At 66.0% G+C, this 15,932-nt stretch carries 14 protein-coding genes; 2 read left to right on the plus strand and 12 right to left on the minus strand.

Translation table 11 applies throughout. The annotated features are described in order from the left end of the window. Positions 1-27: 27 nt before the first annotated feature. The 7 genes from PQQ51_RS20490 to PQQ51_RS20520 all read right to left on the minus strand — a co-directional run bounded on the left by PQQ51_RS20490 (position 28) and on the right by PQQ51_RS20520 (position 8,323). A complete protein-coding gene (locus PQQ51_RS20490) occupies positions 28-1,794 on the minus strand; it encodes a dipeptide ABC transporter ATP-binding protein (protein ID WP_408498645.1) in 1,767 nt (588 codons plus the stop codon). Further along, positions 1,791-2,672: an ABC transporter permease gene (locus tag PQQ51_RS20495; RefSeq protein ID WP_408498646.1), complete on the minus strand. Its 882-nt coding sequence runs from the start codon at positions 2,670-2,672 to the stop codon at positions 1,791-1,793. Before PQQ51_RS20495 ends, PQQ51_RS20490 begins: the two co-directional genes overlap by 4 nt. Next, positions 2,669-3,598, minus strand: coding sequence for an ABC transporter permease (locus tag PQQ51_RS20500; protein ID WP_408498647.1), 930 nt, complete (start codon positions 3,596-3,598; stop codon positions 2,669-2,671). Before PQQ51_RS20500 ends, PQQ51_RS20495 begins: the two co-directional genes overlap by 4 nt. Position 3,599: 1 nt before the next feature. Next, a complete protein-coding gene (locus tag PQQ51_RS20505) occupies positions 3,600-5,231 on the minus strand; it encodes an ABC transporter substrate-binding protein (protein ID WP_408498648.1) in 1,632 nt (543 codons plus the stop codon). Positions 5,232-5,270: 39 nt separating this feature from the next. Further along, positions 5,271-6,554 carry an acyl-CoA dehydrogenase family protein gene (locus PQQ51_RS20510; protein WP_408498649.1) on the minus strand — a complete coding sequence of 428 codons (1,284 nt, stop codon included), beginning with the start codon at positions 6,552-6,554 and terminating at the stop codon, positions 5,271-5,273. A gap of 155 nt (positions 6,555-6,709) precedes the next feature. Further along, positions 6,710-7,549, minus strand: a complete 840-nt coding sequence (locus tag PQQ51_RS20515) for a CmcJ/NvfI family oxidoreductase (protein WP_408498650.1) — start codon at positions 7,547-7,549, stop codon at positions 6,710-6,712. An 18-nt stretch (positions 7,550-7,567) separates the two neighbouring features. Beyond that, positions 7,568-8,323 carry an SDR family NAD(P)-dependent oxidoreductase gene (locus tag PQQ51_RS20520; RefSeq protein ID WP_408498651.1) on the minus strand — a complete coding sequence of 252 codons (756 nt, stop codon included), beginning with the start codon at positions 8,321-8,323 and terminating at the stop codon, positions 7,568-7,570. Between the two features lie 237 nt (positions 8,324-8,560). On the opposite strand from PQQ51_RS20520, the gene PQQ51_RS20525 reads away from it, so the two are divergent. Continuing rightward, complete coding sequence (locus tag PQQ51_RS20525; RefSeq protein ID WP_408498652.1) at positions 8,561-9,508, plus strand: D-isomer specific 2-hydroxyacid dehydrogenase family protein; 948 nt, start codon at positions 8,561-8,563, stop codon at positions 9,506-9,508. Between the two features lie 74 nt (positions 9,509-9,582). On the opposite strand, the gene PQQ51_RS20530 is transcribed toward PQQ51_RS20525, so the two are convergent. From PQQ51_RS20530 to zigA, 3 genes are all read right to left on the minus strand, one after another. Next, positions 9,583-9,909 (minus strand): 4Fe-4S binding protein, encoded by a 327-nt coding sequence (locus PQQ51_RS20530; RefSeq protein ID WP_408498653.1) that lies wholly within the window; start codon positions 9,907-9,909, stop codon positions 9,583-9,585. After that, positions 9,906-11,555, minus strand: a complete 1,650-nt coding sequence (locus PQQ51_RS20535; RefSeq protein WP_408498654.1) for an FAD-dependent oxidoreductase — start codon at positions 11,553-11,555, stop codon at positions 9,906-9,908. The genes PQQ51_RS20530 and PQQ51_RS20535 overlap by 4 nt, the downstream gene beginning before the upstream one ends. A gap of 324 nt (positions 11,556-11,879) precedes the next feature. Next, complete coding sequence (gene zigA / locus PQQ51_RS20540; protein ID WP_408498655.1) at positions 11,880-13,118, minus strand: zinc metallochaperone GTPase ZigA; 1,239 nt, start codon at positions 13,116-13,118, stop codon at positions 11,880-11,882. Positions 13,119-13,325: 207 nt separating this feature from the next. Here zigA and PQQ51_RS20545 point away from each other — a divergent pair, with 207 nt between their 5' ends. Continuing rightward, positions 13,326-14,138: a VOC family protein gene (locus PQQ51_RS20545; RefSeq protein ID WP_408498656.1), complete on the plus strand. Its 813-nt coding sequence runs from the start codon at positions 13,326-13,328 to the stop codon at positions 14,136-14,138. 66 nt (positions 14,139-14,204) lie between these two features. Here PQQ51_RS20545 and PQQ51_RS20550 read toward each other — a convergent pair whose 3' ends face one another. Further along, positions 14,205-14,945 carry an ABC transporter ATP-binding protein gene (locus PQQ51_RS20550; protein WP_408498692.1) on the minus strand — a complete coding sequence of 247 codons (741 nt, stop codon included), beginning with the start codon at positions 14,943-14,945 and terminating at the stop codon, positions 14,205-14,207. 65 nt (positions 14,946-15,010) lie between these two features. After that, entirely contained in the window at positions 15,011-15,931 is a 921-nt protein-coding gene (locus tag PQQ51_RS20555; protein ID WP_408498657.1) for an ABC transporter ATP-binding protein, read from the minus strand. Between the last annotated feature and the right edge of the window lies 1 nt (position 15,932).

Genomic DNA, 15,932 nt, shown 5'->3' on the forward strand with positions numbered 1-15,932 from the left:
GCCCACGGCAACACCGTGGGCCGACATTCAGCCCACGGCCGACTCCGCCTCCGCAACCCGAGCCGCTGCTGCGCGCTTCACGCGCCGCAGCGACGGCGAAGCCGCCATCAATTCACGCGTATAAGCGTGTTGCGGCGAATCGAAAATACCCTGTGCATCGCCGGCTTCCACCACCCGTCCGTTGCTGAACACCAGCACCCGATCGCTGACATGCCGCACGACATCCAGGTCGTGTGAAATAAACAGCAAGGACATGTCGAGCCGCGCCTGCAACGCGGCCAGCAGATCGAGCACCTGAGCCTGCACATAGACATCGAGCGCGGAGACCGGCTCGTCGCACACGATCAATGCCGGCTCTGTCGCGATCGCCCGCGCAATCGCGACGCGCTGACGTTGCCCGCCCGACAGCGTGCCAGGCCGCCGCGCGAGAAAACCCGCATCGAGTCCGACCTGTTCGAGCAACCCGACACTGCGATCGAGCAGCGCACGCTTGTCCAGCTTCGCCGGGAACAGCCCCTCGTGCAGCAACTGCTGCACGGTATGGCGCGGGTCGAACGAACTGAGCGGATCTTGCGGGATGTACTGCAAGCGCGGCCGCAGCGCGCGCCGCGCGCTTTCCTTCACGTTCGCGCCGTTCCAGTGCGTGCCGAGAAAAGTCACATCGCCTGCCGACGGCGTCACGAGTCCGAGCACGACGTTCGCGCACGTGCTCTTGCCGGAACCCGATTCGCCGACAATGCCGACCACCTCGCCTTTGTGCACGCTGAACGATACGTCGTCGAGCGCGGTGAACACGTCGTTGCTGTTCGCTCTGCCCGCGCCGCGCCTGGCATAGCGCTTGCCGATCGCGGCGGCGTGCAGCACCACCTCGGCCGAGCGTGCCGCGCGCGGCGGCAACGGTTCGCGCACGATCGACAATTCGCCGCTGCCGCTCAAGCGATCAGCGTCGGGCACCATGCGCGCCGAACTGAGCCGATGGCCACGCGACAGCGCGGACGGCTGCGCGGCCAGCAGTTGCCGTGTGTACGCATGCGACGGATTGTTCAGCACGCTCCCGGTCGTCCCGCTATCGACGACTTCGCCTTCATGCATCACCAGCACGCGATCGGCGATATCCGCGACCACCGCGAGATCGTGCGAGATCAGCAGCACGCCGACGCCTTCGCGCAAACGCGCCGCCAGCACGGCGAGAATCTGTGCCTGCACGGTCACGTCGAGCGCGGTGGTCGGTTCGTCGGCGATTACGAGCGCCGGCCCTGCCGCGATCGCCGACGCGATCAGCGCACGCTGCCGCAATCCGCCCGACAACTCGTGCGCATATTGATGCGCGCGCCGCTCGGGCTCGGGAATCCCGACGTCGCGCATCACGTCGCGCACCCTTGCCGCGCGCTCGGCGCGCGAGCGCAGCTTCGCGTGCAAGCCGACCGCCTCGCCGATTTCGGCGCCGACGGTACGCAACGGATCGAGCGACACGAGCGCGTCCTGCATCACGAGCCCGGCGAACGCGCCGCGCAGCGCGCGCCAGTCGCGTTCGCCGAAACCGGACGCGGAGCGTCCGTCGATCTCGAAACGCTGCGCGTCGATCCGCGCGCCCTGCCCGGCGAGACCTATCAGGCTGCGCGCAGTGAGGCTCTTGCCCGACCCCGATTCGCCGACCAGCGCGACACACTCGCCGGCGCGGATCGTCAGATCGACCCCGCGCACCAGCGGCCGGCCCTCGTTGGCGTGCGGAAAACGGATGCTCAACCCGCGGATATCGACGAGCGGCTGCGGCAACGGCAGATCGGTTTTCATCGTGTGCGCACTCCGTAGATGCGGGACAGGAACTTGCCGATCAGCGAAAACGCCATCACGGTCAGCGTGAGCGCCATTCCGGGAAACACGCTCGGCCACCACGCGACGCGCAGCACGTCGCGCCCTTCGGCGAGCATCACGCCCCACTCGGGTGTCGGCGGTTGCGGCCCGAGGCCGAGAAAGCTCAAGCCGGACACGGCGATGATCGCGCTGCCGATATCGATCGTCGCGATCACCGGCACGGCGGCGAGCACGTTAGGCAGGATGTGCCGGAAGAACACCTGGCCGCGCGACAGCCCGAAGGTCACCGCATGCGTCACGTAATCCGCGCGCCGCACCACGAGTGTCTGCGAGCGCAGCACGCGGCCGAACTTCGGAATGCCCGCGATGCCGACCGCGACCGCGATGTTCACGATCCCCTGACCGAGAAAAGTCACCACGAACAGCGACAGCAGAATCGGCGGAAACGCGGACAGCACGTCGAACACGCGCGACGCGCCCTCATCCACCGCGCGGCGGCCGAGGCCCGCCGTCACGCCGATCACGAGGCCGACCAGCAGACTCACGAGCGTGCTCGACAGGCCGATCAGCAGTGAATAGCGCGCGCCGTAGATCACTCGCGCGAACACGTCGCGGCCGATCCGGTCGGTGCCGAACCAGTGGCTCGCGTCGGGCGGCTGCATCGCGTGCGCGACGTCGCTGACAAGCGGGTCGTACGGCGTCACGACGCGCGGAAACGCCAGCGCGAACGCGAGCACCAGCAGGAAGGCCACGGCCAGCAACACAGGCGAAGGAATCCGCGAAGCGTTGCGGATGCACGCAGGCGACGCAGCGGAAGGAGCGGGAGAAGGAGCGGGAGCAATCGGTAGGTCGATCATTGGCTGCGCAGTCGGGGATCGATGAAGAGATAGGCGACATCGAGCAGCGTCGACATGACCACGTGGACGAACGCCGCCAGCAACACGACAGCGAGCACCACAGGCACGTCCTGCGACGTGACCGCCGTCAGCGTGACGCTGCCGATGCCGGGCCGGCCGAACATTTTCTCGGTGATCACCGCGCCGCCGAGCAGGCTGCCGATCAGCCAGCCGCCCAGCGTGACGACCGGCAACAACGCGTGACGCAACACATGCCGCACGCGCAATGCCGCTTCGGATACGCCGCGGGCCCGCACGGTCATCACGAACGGTTTGTCGAGCGTCGTTTCGAGCGCTTCGCGCATCACCTGCGACAGAATCCCCGCGGTCGGCAACGCCAGCGTCACGGCCGGCAGCACGAGCGAGCGCCAGCCCGCCGCGCCGGACACCGGAAACAGCCGCCAGTGAAACGAAAACGCGATCAGCAGCAGCATGCCGAGCCAGAACACCGGCGTCGACGTGAACGCGAGTTCGAGCGTCGACGCAACACGCGTCGCCCACGCGCCGCGGCCGGCATTGAACCCCGCGGTCGAGGTCGCGACGACGAGCGCGAGCCCGATCGCCAGCAAACCGGCCGCGCCCGCCAGTTGCACGGTCGGCCAAAGCTGGCTGCCGAGCACCGCGAGCACCGGCTGCTGCATCACGAACGAGGTGCCGAGGTCCGCGTGAGCGAGCCGCAACAGGAACTGTGCGTATTGCCACAGCAGGCTATGGTCGAGTCCCCACTGCGCGGCGATCGCCTCGCGCAGGCCGGGATACGACAGATCGCCGGCCAGCACGTCCTCGATCCGCCCCGGCAGCGCGTGAATCGCGACGAACGCCGCGCTCGCCGCGAGCCACAGCACCAGCAAGCCGGTCAACAGACGCGTGACGATTTTCCTCAACACGTCAGCCTCCCTGCTTGTCGACCCAGATGTCGTACGAACTGGCCGGGCCGTCGAGTTGCGGCTCGAAACCGATCCCATGCACCGACGACTTCGCCGCGAGGTGATACGCCGGCGCGAACAGCGGCACGATGAACGCCTGGTCGACCGCGCGCTTCTGCACGTCGGCGAGCAACTGGCGACGCGCGTCGCCGACCGGCAACAGGCGCGCGCGGTTGATCGCGTCGGTGATCGTCGGGTCGGGATTTTTGATCGCGTTGTACAGAAAGCCCTGGTCGCCGAGCATGTCCCACAGTTCCATCGCGACGTCCGACGGGTTGTCCGTGTTCGGGTAGATGGTCCAGTTGCCGGTCGCCTTCTGGTTCGTGAAGTCGCCCGCGGTGGTGATGCGCAAGCCGAGGTCGAGGCCGAGGTTCTGCCGCAACGCCGACTGCACCGCGCGGATCAGCACGTCGCGGCTGTCGCGCACATACGGCTGCGGATAACCCACTTCGATCGACAGACGCTTGCCGTCTTTCGTGCGGAACCCTTCGCTGTCGCGTTGAGTCCAGCCCGCGTCGTCGAGCAGCTTGTTGGCCGCGGCGACGTTGTTGCCCCACGAGCCCTTGAGCGCCGCGTTGTAGTCGGCATTGTCGGGGCCGATGTTCGACCACGCGCGCTGCACCGTGCCGAGATACACGCTCTTGACGATCGCATCGAGATCGAAGCCGTCGCGCAGCGCACGGCGCACGCGCACGTCGCTGGCCGGCGCGACCGTGTAGTTGATGTTCAGCGTGAACGAGGTGGTCGCCGATGGGCCGCTCAGGTACTGAAATCCATCGACCTTGTCGAACACGCTCGCATCCGTCGGCTGGACACCTTCGATCAGATCGACCTGACCGGAGCTCAACGCGCCGGTACGCACTGCGGCTTCGGGCAGGAAGCGGTACGTGACCTTGTCGAGGTACGCCGCGCCCTGGTGCTGCGCATTGCCCGGCGCCCAGTTATACGCGGCGTTGCGCGTGAAAGTGGCCGATTGCCCGCGCTGGTACGCGCTGAAAACGAATGGTCCGGTTCCGACGATCCCGGGTCCGCCGCCGCACAGGTCCTTGTTTTCCGCGAGCGCCTTCGGCGAAATGAAGCCGAGCTTCACGCTGGACAACGATTCGAGCGTCGTCGAATCGGCCTGCTTCATCACGAAGCGCACCACGTACGGCGACACGACCTCGGTATGGTCGTAATGAACCAGCAGCGATGCGGACGCGGCGGTCGTACTGACGTTGTTCAGGATGTAGTCGAAGTTGGCCTTTACGGCTTCGGCATTGAACGGCGTGCCGTCGGTGAAATGCACGTCGTCGCGCAGATTGAACGTGTAGCTCTTGCCGTCGTCGGCCACGCTCCACGACTTCGCGAGCCACGGTGCGTACGTGCCGTCGGTCTTCTTGCTGATCAACGAATCGATGTAATTGCGGATCACCCAGAACGCGTTCTGTTGCGACGAGCGATGCGGGTCGAAGCAGGCCGGCTCGGTGGTGACGCCCCAGGTGAGTGTGCCGCCGGCGGCGGGGTGGGATGCATGCGCCGACGCTTGCGCGGCCTGCGCGGGATCGGTTTTATCGCAGCCTGCCAGCAGCGCAACGGATGCCACGGCGGTCATGACAGACAGGCCGGCGAGAGAAAAATGGAACACTTTCATTTAACGAACGACCTCGGCGAGCACGGGTTGGCCGAGGCTTGCGCCCGCATCGGCTGGCGACGACGCAGCATTGTTCTGCACCGCATGCGGCAGACTGAAACGCTCGTCCGGCGGCGTGCCGTTCAGGTAGTAGCGCCCGATCGACGCCTCCCGTTGCGAGATCGGATTATGCGACGCGATCGTGCGCGCATTGCGCCAATGGCGGTCGAGGCGCCGCGTCTCGCTGGTGGCCGACGCACCGCCGACCTCGAACAGCAGCGTCGCCGCTTCGAGCGTCTGCTCGATCACGATCTGCTGCGCCTGATAGGCTTCGATGTCGACGGCGATGTAATCGTCCGTGGTCGCTACGCCCCGCTCGCGTTTTTGATGCACCGCTTCCAGCGCCTGCGCGACCGAATCGACGATGCTGCGGGTCGAATAGCCGAGGCTCGCGAGCCGGCCCACCACACGCTGAACCAGCGGATTGTCGCGCGGACTCGATTGGCCGGCCACGCCGAACGTGCGCGTGCGGCCTTGCGTGAATGCGACGCTGTCGCGGATGATCGCCTGCACGATGCCGGCGAGCGTGGCGAGATGCACGGTCTGGAAGTACGCGCTGAGAAACGAGTTGCGGCGCGGCTCCGAAGCCTTGTAGCGCGACACGATCCACTCCTGCGCCACGGCGACGGATTCGAAACGCGTCGTGCCGCTCGCGGTCAGGCGCTGGCCGAAGCCGTCCCAATCGTCGATGCGCGCGACGCCCGGCGCGTTCGCCGGAATCACCACGTTGATGTCGGTGTCGTCGTCGTGCGCGGCGACGCTGATCCAGTCCGCGTATAACGTGCCGGTGCTGTAGTACTTCTCGCCGTTCAGGCGCAGCACGTTGCGCGCGGCGTCGTGCGTCAGGGTCACCGAGTTGTGGGTCGAGCCGGTGCGCTCGGAGTGCGCCGAGCCGAACGTGTCGCCGTTCACGACCCGTTCGAGCCAGCGGCGGCGCAACGCTTCGTCGGTGTCTTCGAGACGGTATTCGATAAAGCCGAAATGCGAGCGCAGGCTCTGCGGCAGGTTGGAGTCGGCGGCGCCGAGTCTGCTCAATTGCCGGAAAAACTGCGGCAACGTAATGCCCCCGCCGCCATAAGCGCGCGGCACGCGCAGCGCGGTAAAACCGGACTCCTTGAGCCACTTCACCGCGTCGTAGGCGAGTTCGCGCTTCTGCTCGCGTTCGATGCTGCCCTCTGCGATGCGCTCGAAAATCGGCGCGTAACGCTCGTCGAGCTGCGCGTCGCTCAAAATAGCCCCGGTCATAGGTACGGTATCCTGAAGAGATAATCTTCTAGAATACGGGCCCCGTGATGCGGCACGCAACGAAGCAAACTTGCTTTGTATATCTCGATGCGCGTGCGAAGAATTCCCCCGGTACGCGAACCTCGGCTTATCCGCGTGAAAGAGCCTGAAAAAGCCTAAAAGAACAGTAGCGCGCGCAATTCGATGCTGCGCCGTGGCGGCGCATCGGCCGGTGTGGTCGGATCGTCGAACGCGGTGTGCGCGGTCAGCCGCGCGATCCCGTCGCCGGCCGAATCGTAGATCTTGAGCAGCAGGAATTCATCGGGCGTCATGTTGGGGAAGTAGTACCAACGATGACGCGGATTGAACACCAGCGCATACGTTTCGCCCACCTTGTCCGGATACACGAGATCCGACGCCACCAGATCGTTGAGCACGATACTGCGCGAATCGCACAGCGCGAGCGGCGACGACTGCGCAGGCGCGCCGATCGGACGCCACAGGTTGACGATCGCGACGCGCCCTTGCAGCAACTGCTCGGCCTCGTCCGCCGGCAGATGATCGCGCACGCGGCGCGGACCCGACACGAAGGTCTGGTCGTTGTGAATGTATTTGACCGGTTCGCGCACGCCGTCCGTGCGCCCGCTGTCGCCGTCGCGCAGCGTGTGATCGAACACGACGACGCGGCGCGCGCCGCTTGCCTGCTTCAGCAGTTGCCCGGCTTCGCGATAGTAGACGGCTTCGATCTGCGCCGGGTCGGAGAAGTCGCTCAACGCGCTCGCGTGCCGATGCAATTCGAAGCCGTTGCGATCGAGCGATAACCCACCAGGCGGCGGCGCGACGCGCGCATTCGACACGCTCACCCGATACGGCCGGTACACGCCGCTCCGCTTCGGCACGCCGGGCGGCGGCTCGTACTGATACGACACCGGCCTTTCGCCGTTGAATTCGAGGTAGTTCAGTTCCGCGTCGACCGCCGTGACGGCCACCGGTTTATCGATGACGATATCGCTCATGGTCACGTCCTCATCACGTCAAAACGATTCGTTGAACGGCCGCAGATCGATTTCCTGCGACCACGCACTGCGTCCCTGCTGATGCAGATGCCAGTAAGCGTCGGCGATGTGTTCCGGATTCAGCAGGCCGTCCGGCCCACGCTCGGCCACCCGCTGCGGCGACGAACTGCGCAGACGCTCGCCGTCGATGCCGCCGTCGACCACCACATGCGCGACGTGGATATTGCGTGGTCCAAACTCGCGCGCGAGACTCTGCGCGAGCGAGCGCAAACCGGCCTTCGCGGACGCAAACGCGGCAAACGGCGGACGGCCGCGCAGCGAGGCCGTCGCGCCCGTGAACAACAGCGAGCCGCGCCCGGCCGCCAGCAACGGCTGCAACGCCGCGCGCGCGAACAGGAAGCCGCCGAGCGTGGTGACGCGCCACGCCGCTTCGAACTGCTCGGCGCTCAGTTCGAGCGTCGGCGCGCGCGTCGCACCGGCGGCGTTGAAAATCGCGACTTCGAGCGTGCCGTGTTCGGCGAGTTGCCGCGCGATCGCGTTCAGATCGCTTTCGCTCGTCACGTCGCCGGGTAAAGCAAGCGCATGCGCGCCCGTCGCGCGAATTTCCGCGACGAGCGCATCGAGCCGCTCGCGCGAGCGCCCGGTGACCGCTACGCTGAAGCCTTCGCTCGCGAAACGGCGCGCGAGCGCCGCGCCGAGCCCCGCGCTTGCGCCGACACCTGCAATCCACGCGAGCCGCGCGCCGGATTCTTTATTGCTGACTGCTTCGGTCATGACTTTCTCCATGGCATCTGATCAGCGTAGGCGAGCGCCGCCACCGACGGAAATAACGAATCATGGAAAGTTAAGCGTCGGATATATGTTTTTCATCATTCGTTGGTTGCCCGGCGCGCGAACACGTCTTAGCCTCGGGCATCCGTGCGCGGATGGCGGTGATGTCGCGCCGTTCTCCATCCGCGCACCTCTCTTCAGCACACTTCGCGCACAACGTATGGTCACGTATGGTCACTTATGGTCACGATAGCCAGCCAACTCCCCGAACCCTTCAACGAAGCCGTGCGCGCGCTGCTGCCCGACACGCGCGTAATCGGCATTCCTCGCGGCGTGCCCGCTGAATTGCTCGCGGACGCATCGATCCTGGTGGCCGCGCCGATCATCGTGCGCGGCGCGCAGGCACCGGCTCATGCCCCGGCGGGCTGGCCGTTCGGACTGCGCTGGGTGCAACTGGGTTCGTCGGGCATCGACTTCTATCCGCGCTGGTTCTTCGACGGCCCGCCCGTCACCACCGCGCGCGGCACCGCGTCGCACGCGATCGCCGAGTTCGTGCTGGCGGCGATCTTCGCGCACGCGAAACGGCTCGACGAAATCTGGATTCACGACGCGCAGCAATGGAAGATGTCCCCGCTCGCAACGGTGCAAGGCAGCACGGTCGGCATTTTCGGTTTCGGTTCGATCGGCCAGGCGGTCGCGCAGAAAGCGCTCGCGCTCGGCGCGCGGGTTGTCGCGGTGCGTCGCCAGGCTTCGACGAAACCGCCGGTGGACGGCGTGAGCGTTGTCGCGGATCTCGGCGAACTGGTGCGGCAAACCGATCATCTGGTGCTCGCCGCGCCCGCGACGGAAGCGACGCGGCATGTCGTCAACCGCGCGTTGTTGCAGCACGCGAAGCCCGGCCTGCATCTGATCAATGTCGCGCGCGGCTCGCTGATCGACGACGACGCGCTGCTCGACGCGCTCGACCATGGACTGATCGGCGCGGCGTCGCTGGATGTCACCGAGCCGGAACCGTTACCTGCCGGACATCGCTTCTACACGCATCCGCGCGTGCGGCTGTCGCCGCATACGTCGGCGATCGGGCCGCAGAACACGATCGAACTGGCGCGCAAATTCGTGCGCAATTTCAGCGCGTTCTCGACGGGCGCCGAACTGGAAGATCGGGTGGATATACGTCAGGGGTACTAGCCGCCCGCCCCGGCTTACCGCTTAATGACCGGCGAGCCGGCGGCGGCAGGCGGCTCGTCGGCGGCATCGCTCGCTCAATGCGAGCGCGTCAGCAACTCGTAGCTTGCGTCCTGATCCGCGGTCGATTGCCGTTTGCTGCCCCAGCCGACCGCGCGCCGGTAATGGCCGAACGGGCCGAACGTGTCGCTGCTGGCGTCGCCGACCGGCATCGGCTCGATCTGCGGCGCGACGAACAGCGCGTCCTCCGGGCAATACAGCTCGCACATGAAACAGGTCTGGCAATCGCTCTGACGCGCGATGCGCGGCGGCGCATCCGCCACGATGTCGAACACGTTGGTGGGACACGCGCGCACGCAGATGTTGCAGCCGGTGCAGCGCGCGGCGTCGACGATCTCGATCATGCGGGCACCTCTTCGCTGCGGACGGCCGCCTGCGAGACCACGGTCCTGTCGATCCACACTTCATCCAGCCCGCCGCTCAACAAACGCTGTTGCTGCGCAGGATCGAGCGCCGCATGCTCGCGACGCCGATGCATCCCGCGCGTCTCCGTGCGTTGCTGCGCGCTGCGATACATCCAGCGCGACGTCGCCAGCATCGCCGCGGCCTCGCGCGCGCGCACGGCCTCCAGCGCGCTCTTCGCCGGCGCGGCGCGGCGCACGCTCTGCCACAGCGCATCGAGCCGTCCGAGCGAGTCGTCGAGCAGATCGCCTTCGCGGGTCCAGTTGCGCTGCGTCGGAAACACCTCGCGCTGCACGTTGCGAATCAGTTCGTGGCTATCGAACGGCGCCGCACCGCCGCCGTCGCGCAAACCGGCACCGCCCGCGCGCCATACCGCGCCGTCGCGCGCGCTGCGTCCGCGCGACCTCGCATAGTCCGCTGCGCCCGCGCCCGCCCAGAACCCCGACGACATCGCCCACGCCGCGTTATGACTTCCGCCGCCGGTGAAGCCGCCGCAGATCAGTTCGCGCGTGGATGCGTCGCCGGCTGCATAAAGGCCGTCGACCGACGTCGCGCAGGTCTCGTCGACCAGATGCAGTCCGCCGGTTCCGCGCACCGTCCCTTCGAGACGCAGCGTGACCGGGAAATGCTGTGTGAAAGGATCGATGCCGAGCCGGTCGAACGGCAGGAAGAAGTTCGGTTGCGCCGTGCGCATCCATGCGCGGATCTGTTCGTCGGCGCGATCGAGGCACGCGAACACCGGCTGCGTCTGCAAGGTCTGCGCGATCACGCCGCGACCGTGCGCGGAGCCTGCGCCGGGAATCGCGGAGCCGTCCCGGTAGTAGAACGTCGCCCACTTGTAGAACAACGATTTCGTCACCGACGAGAACGCCGGTCCCAAACCGTACGCATTCGAAAACTCCATACCCGATAGCGCAGCGCCCGCTTCGGCCGCCATCAACTGGCCGTCGCCGGTGAGCACGTTGCAGCCGAGCGCGTTGCTGAGAAACGCGCATCCGCCGGTCGCGATCACCACCGCATTTGCCCGCACGATCCACGGCTCGTCCGCCTGACGATCGACGCCCGCAGCGCCCGTCACCGTGCCGTGTTCGTCGACCAGCAACTCCAGCGCGGGGCTGTGATCGAGTATCCGCACGCCGGCCTGCTTGACGCGCTTGCGCATCAGACGCATGTACTCGGGCCCTTGCAACGACGTGCGCCGCTGCTCGCCGGTTTCGTCGACCGGAAACGGATAGCCCCACTCGGCCAGTTGCTGCGCGTTGGTCCACGTCTGTTCGAGCACGCGGTCCATCCACGACTGTTCGGCCAGCTCGCCGCCGAGCTTGAAGCGGCTCGCCTTCGCACGCTCGCGTGCGTCTTCATCAGGCGGCACGTACCAGACGGCCGTGCCTGCCGGCGCAGTCGCGCCCGACGTGCCGCAAAATCCTTTGTCCGCCAACACCACGCGCGCGCCCTTCGCCGCCGCGCTGATCGCGGCCCACGCGCCGGCCGGACCGCCGCCGATCACCAGAACGTCGGCGTCGTGATGTGCGCCACGGTCGGCGGCGCTCACCGCGATCTTCTGCTGGTTGCTCGTGTAGCCGCTCATGAAAGAGCGTCCATTACGTGACGGACGTGACGGCGCGAGCGAATCTGCTGCGCGTGTTGGACGCGGCGCGCGGCGCTGCGCGGCTGCCGGCATTCGGGCACGGTACTCATGGCGCTGTCCTCGAGAGCGATAACGCGGACCATGAAAACAGCACTGAACTATGCCGGCAACCAACGATTCAGCAAATCCATATACGACGGCGAACGAATCGATTAGTCGCGGGCGTCGTACATGGAATCCATCAGGCTCGTGCTTTGCTTCGAACAAAAGCTTATTTCGAAGCGTGTTGCGCTTTACCTAAATTAGAAGGTTTGGCCGCCAGACTCACGCATCGACCGCATCGTCCTCGATCGCTTCCCGCTCGACAGGACTCGCGATCGACCACACCGGAAACGGATCGTCGTAAGCGGCCCACGCCTGCGCGCCTTCGTTCATTTCCCAGTCGGTCAGCAGACACCGGTCGAAGCAGTCGCGAAGCACCACCTCGTCGATACCGGTACCGATGATCACGAGTTCCTGCTGCCGGTCGCCGTGAGGCAACTCCCAACGTTGCGCGATCATGTGACGGCTTTCGGGATCCTGCGGCCAGCGGCTCGGCGGAACCGCGGCCCACCATCGGCCGGCCAGTTCGTGCCGCGAAATCGCGCCGGCCTGCGACCAGTTGCCCACCAGATCGTTACGCGACGCCAGCCAGAAATAGCCCTTCGAGCGCACCACGCCCGGCCATTCAGCCTGAATCCAGCGCCAGAATCGCAGCGGATGAAACGGCCGGCGCGCGCGATAGACGAAGCTCGTGATCCCGTATTCCTCGCTCTCGGGAATATGCTCGCCGCGCATCTCCTTGAGCCAGCCCGGCGCCTGCGCGGCCGCGTCGAAATCGAAACGGCCCGTGCCCATCACCTCGCCGAGCGGCACCTGGCCGAACGACGCATCCACGATGCGCGCGCGGCTATTGAGGCTGCGCAGCACGCCTTTGAGCCGGCTCAAATCGTCCGCTGCGACGAGATCCGTTTTGTTGAGCACGATCACGTCGGCGAATTCGATCTGCTCGGTGATCAGATCGACGACGGTGCGCTCGTCCTCTTCGCCCATCGTTTCGCCGCGATCGTGCAGGCGGTCGTGCGAGCCGTAGTCGCGCACGAAGTTGTACGCGTCCACCACGGTCACCATCGTGTCGAGACGCGCGACGTCGGAAAGACTCTCGCCCGCTTCGTCGCGGAACGTGAAGGTTTCCGCCACCGGCAGCGGTTCGGAGATGCCGGTGGATTCGATCAGCAGATAGTCGAAACGCCCCTCGGCGGCGAGCCTGCGGATCTCGACCAGCAGATCTTCGCGCAACGTGCAGCAGATGCAGCCGTTGCTCATCTCGACCAGCCGTTCCTCGGAACGCGACAACTGCGCGCCGCCCTCGCGGACCAGCCGCGCGTCGATGTTCACCTCGGACATGTCGTTGACGATCACCGCGACGCGCCGGCCTTCGCGGTTGTTCAGCACGTGATTGAGCAGCGTGGTCTTGCCGGCGCCGAGAAAGCCCGACAGGACGGTAACGGGGAGCTTGTTCATGGTTTCTGGGACGAGTCGTGGGTGAGGATATTTATGTTATGTTATAACATTTATTCGACGCCAGAAAACTTTTTGCCGTTGCCATCACGGGCACTGAGCCGCCCACGCCTGCAGATCCCGCACTATGCATTCGACAATCCGTTGCTAGTGTTTTTGCGAACGGCTTCGCATACTTTGCGGCTCCCTCTTTCTGATGAGCCGACCGGCATGTCCCTTTCACTCGACCACATCGTGATCCGCGTGCAGGATCTCGAACACACCATCGCCCATTTCAGCGCGCTCGGCTTCACGGTGCAGCGCGGCGGCACGCATGCCGACGGCGCGACGCACAACGCGCTGATCGGTCTCGCCGACGGCAGCTATTTCGAACTGATCGCGTTTCTGCGCGATGCGCGCACGCATCGCTGGTGGGACGAGAACAATCGCGTCGGCGACGGCTTCGTCGATTACGCGCTGCTGCCGCAATCGGTCGCCGCGACAATCGAGGCCGCGCGCGAACGCGGCCTCGCGTACAACGGCCCGATTGCCGGCGGACGTTTGCGTCCCGATGGCGAACGGCTGGAATGGCAGCTCGGCACGCCGCACAGCGCGGACCTGCCGTTTCTATGCGGGGATGTGACGCCGCGCCGTTTGCGCGTCGCCGAAGGAGAGGTGCGCCGGCACGCTAACGGCGCGCGCGGCGTTAGAAATCTCACGCTGGTGGTGAACGATCTCGACGCGAGTCTCGTGCGCTATCGCGCGCTGCTCGGCGACGTGGATGCGCAGCGTGCGCCGTTGCCGGGTTATGGCGTCGAGATCGCGATCCTGCCGCTCGGCACGACGACGCTCACGTTGCTGAGTCCGTCGCGGGGGGCATTGGAGCGCGCCGAAGGTCTCGCAGCCGACGTCCGCGAGTACCTGGCGACGCGCGGTGAAGGCGTCTTCGCGGTCTCGCTGGAAACTCATCCGGGCGGCACGTCGCGTGCGTTCGACAGCGCGCTCACGCATGGCGCGACGCTCGAGCTCGTCGCCGGTTCCTGATCGGGCGGCGGTGCCCAATCCGGCGTCCCGTCGCACCATGCACGGGACGCTAAACGTCAGCCAATCTCAAGACGCCGTTTCCGCCGCGAGCGAGCCGCCGAGATACGCATCGCGAATCCGCTGATCGCCGAGCAATTCGCTCGCGGTGCCGGACAGCACCACACGCCCCGTCTGCAACACATAGCCGCGATGCGCGATCTGCAACGCGAGGCTCGCGTTCTGCTCGACCATGAAAAACGTGATGCCTTGCCGGTTGATGGTCTGGATCAGTTCGAGCACCTTGTCGACATACAACGGCGACAGCCCCATCGTCGGTTCGTCCATGCAGACGAGCGACGGACGGCTCATCAGCGCGCGCGCCATCGCGAGCATCTGCTGCTCGCCGCCGGACAACGTGCCCGCACGCTGGGTCAGCCGCTCTTTCACGCGCGGAAAGAGTTCGAGCATGTGCTCGTAGTCTTCTGCGATCGCGGCGCGGTCGTTGCGCGTGAACGCACCCATCAGCAGGTTTTCGCGCACCGTCATGTCGCCGAACAGGCGCCGCGCTTCCGGCACCGAAGCAATCCCGCGCCGCACGATCTGCGGCGTCGCAAGACCGTTCAACGGTTTGCCGTCGAAACTGATGGTGCCGTTACGCGGCTTGTGCAAGCCGAGGATCACCTTCATCGCGGTCGACTTGCCGCTCGCATTGCCGCCCAGCAAGCTGACGATCTCGCCGCGTCCAATGCTCAGATTCACGCCGAAGTGAACCTGAATCTGTCCATAGAACGTATCGATCTGGTCGAGTTTGAGCAACGGCTCGGTCATGGCGGCTTGAGTAGAAGGCGTAATGGGTAAAGGGTTCGACGCAACCCGATGCAGGCTGGACGTGTTCATGCTGCGGCGACCGTTTCGCCACGGCCGGCCTGCGTGCCAGGCTGTGTACCAGCGTGCGTGCCGACCTGCGTGCCGACCTGCCGGTGTCCGAGGTAAGCCTCGATCACCGCGGGGTCGTTGCGCACCTCATCGGGCAGACCGGACGCGATCTTGCGGCCGTCGTCGAGCACGAGCACGCGATCGGAGAGCCGCATCACGAGATCGAGCTTGTGTTCGATCAGCAGAATCGTCAGGCCCTCGCGCTTCAACTCGAGAATCAGTTCGAGCATCTCCGCGGTTTCGGACTCGTTCATCCCGGCGGTCGGTTCGTCGAGCAGCAGAATGCGCGGCCGCAAGGCCAGCGCGCGCGCAATCTCCACACGCCGGCGGTTCGCATAAGACAGGCTGTGCGCCGGTTCGTCGATACGCGGCGCGAGGCGTGTGCCGAAGCGCGCCAGCAGCGTCTTCACTTCGGCGCGCAGTTCGGCGTCTTCACGGCGCACCGCCGCGGACCCGAGCAGCGCGCGCAGCACTTCCGCGAATGCGCCGACCACGGGCCAGCCGCGCCGTGTCGTCGCGAGACGCGCATGCGCGCCAATCAGCACGTTGTCCAGCACGCTCAGATTGCCGAACACGCGGCCATGCTGGAACGTGCGCGCGACGCCGCGTGCAGCAAGCTGTTCCGGCGCCATGCCGGTCACGTCTTCGCCGTCGAAGCGCACCACGCCGGAGTCAGGCGTGTCAACACCGGTCAACAGATTGAACAGCGTCGACTTGCCCGCGCCGTTCGGTCCGATCACGCTCACGCATTCGCCGCGCGCAATCGACAGGTTCACTTCGTCGACGGCAACGAGGCCGCCGAAACGGCGCGTGACGCTCCGCACGTCGAACAGGATGTCCCGGCCGCCGGCGGAAAAAGTCTGGTCAGAAGAGGTCATC

It is taken from the genome of Paraburkholderia xenovorans, from assembly GCF_046030735.1.
Classification (GTDB): domain Bacteria; phylum Pseudomonadota; class Gammaproteobacteria; order Burkholderiales; family Burkholderiaceae; genus Paraburkholderia; species Paraburkholderia xenovorans_A.

Bases quoted from the DNA above. Each gene is read 5' to 3' on its own strand.
- PQQ51_RS20535 (WP_408498654.1), bottom strand. From the start codon at position 11,555: ATGAGCGGCTACACGAGCAACCAGCAGAAGATCGCGGTGAGCGCCGCC.
- PQQ51_RS20505 (WP_408498648.1), bottom strand. From the start codon at position 5,231: ATGACCGCCGTGGCATCCGTTGCGCTGCTGGCAGGCTGCGATAAAACC.
- PQQ51_RS20515 (WP_408498650.1), bottom strand. From the start codon at position 7,549: ATGAGCGATATCGTCATCGATAAACCGGTGGCCGTCACGGCGGTCGAC.
- PQQ51_RS20495 (WP_408498646.1), bottom strand. From the start codon at position 2,672: ATGATCGACCTACCGATTGCTCCCGCTCCTTCTCCCGCTCCTTCCGCT.
- PQQ51_RS20550 (WP_408498692.1), bottom strand. From the start codon at position 14,945: ATGACCGAGCCGTTGCTCAAACTCGACCAGATCGATACGTTCTATGGA.
- PQQ51_RS20555 (WP_408498657.1), bottom strand. From the start codon at position 15,931: ATGACCTCTTCTGACCAGACTTTTTCCGCCGGCGGCCGGGACATCCTG.
- PQQ51_RS20510 (WP_408498649.1), bottom strand. From the start codon at position 6,554: ATGACCGGGGCTATTTTGAGCGACGCGCAGCTCGACGAGCGTTACGCG.
- PQQ51_RS20490 (WP_408498645.1), bottom strand. From the start codon at position 1,794: ATGAAAACCGATCTGCCGTTGCCGCAGCCGCTCGTCGATATCCGCGGG.
- PQQ51_RS20530 (WP_408498653.1), bottom strand. From the start codon at position 9,909: ATGATCGAGATCGTCGACGCCGCGCGCTGCACCGGCTGCAACATCTGC.
- PQQ51_RS20525 (WP_408498652.1), top strand. From the start codon at position 8,561: ATGGTCACGATAGCCAGCCAACTCCCCGAACCCTTCAACGAAGCCGTG.
- PQQ51_RS20520 (WP_408498651.1), bottom strand. From the start codon at position 8,323: ATGACCGAAGCAGTCAGCAATAAAGAATCCGGCGCGCGGCTCGCGTGG.
- zigA (WP_408498655.1), bottom strand. From the start codon at position 13,118: ATGAACAAGCTCCCCGTTACCGTCCTGTCGGGCTTTCTCGGCGCCGGC.
- PQQ51_RS20545 (WP_408498656.1), top strand. From the start codon at position 13,326: ATGTCCCTTTCACTCGACCACATCGTGATCCGCGTGCAGGATCTCGAA.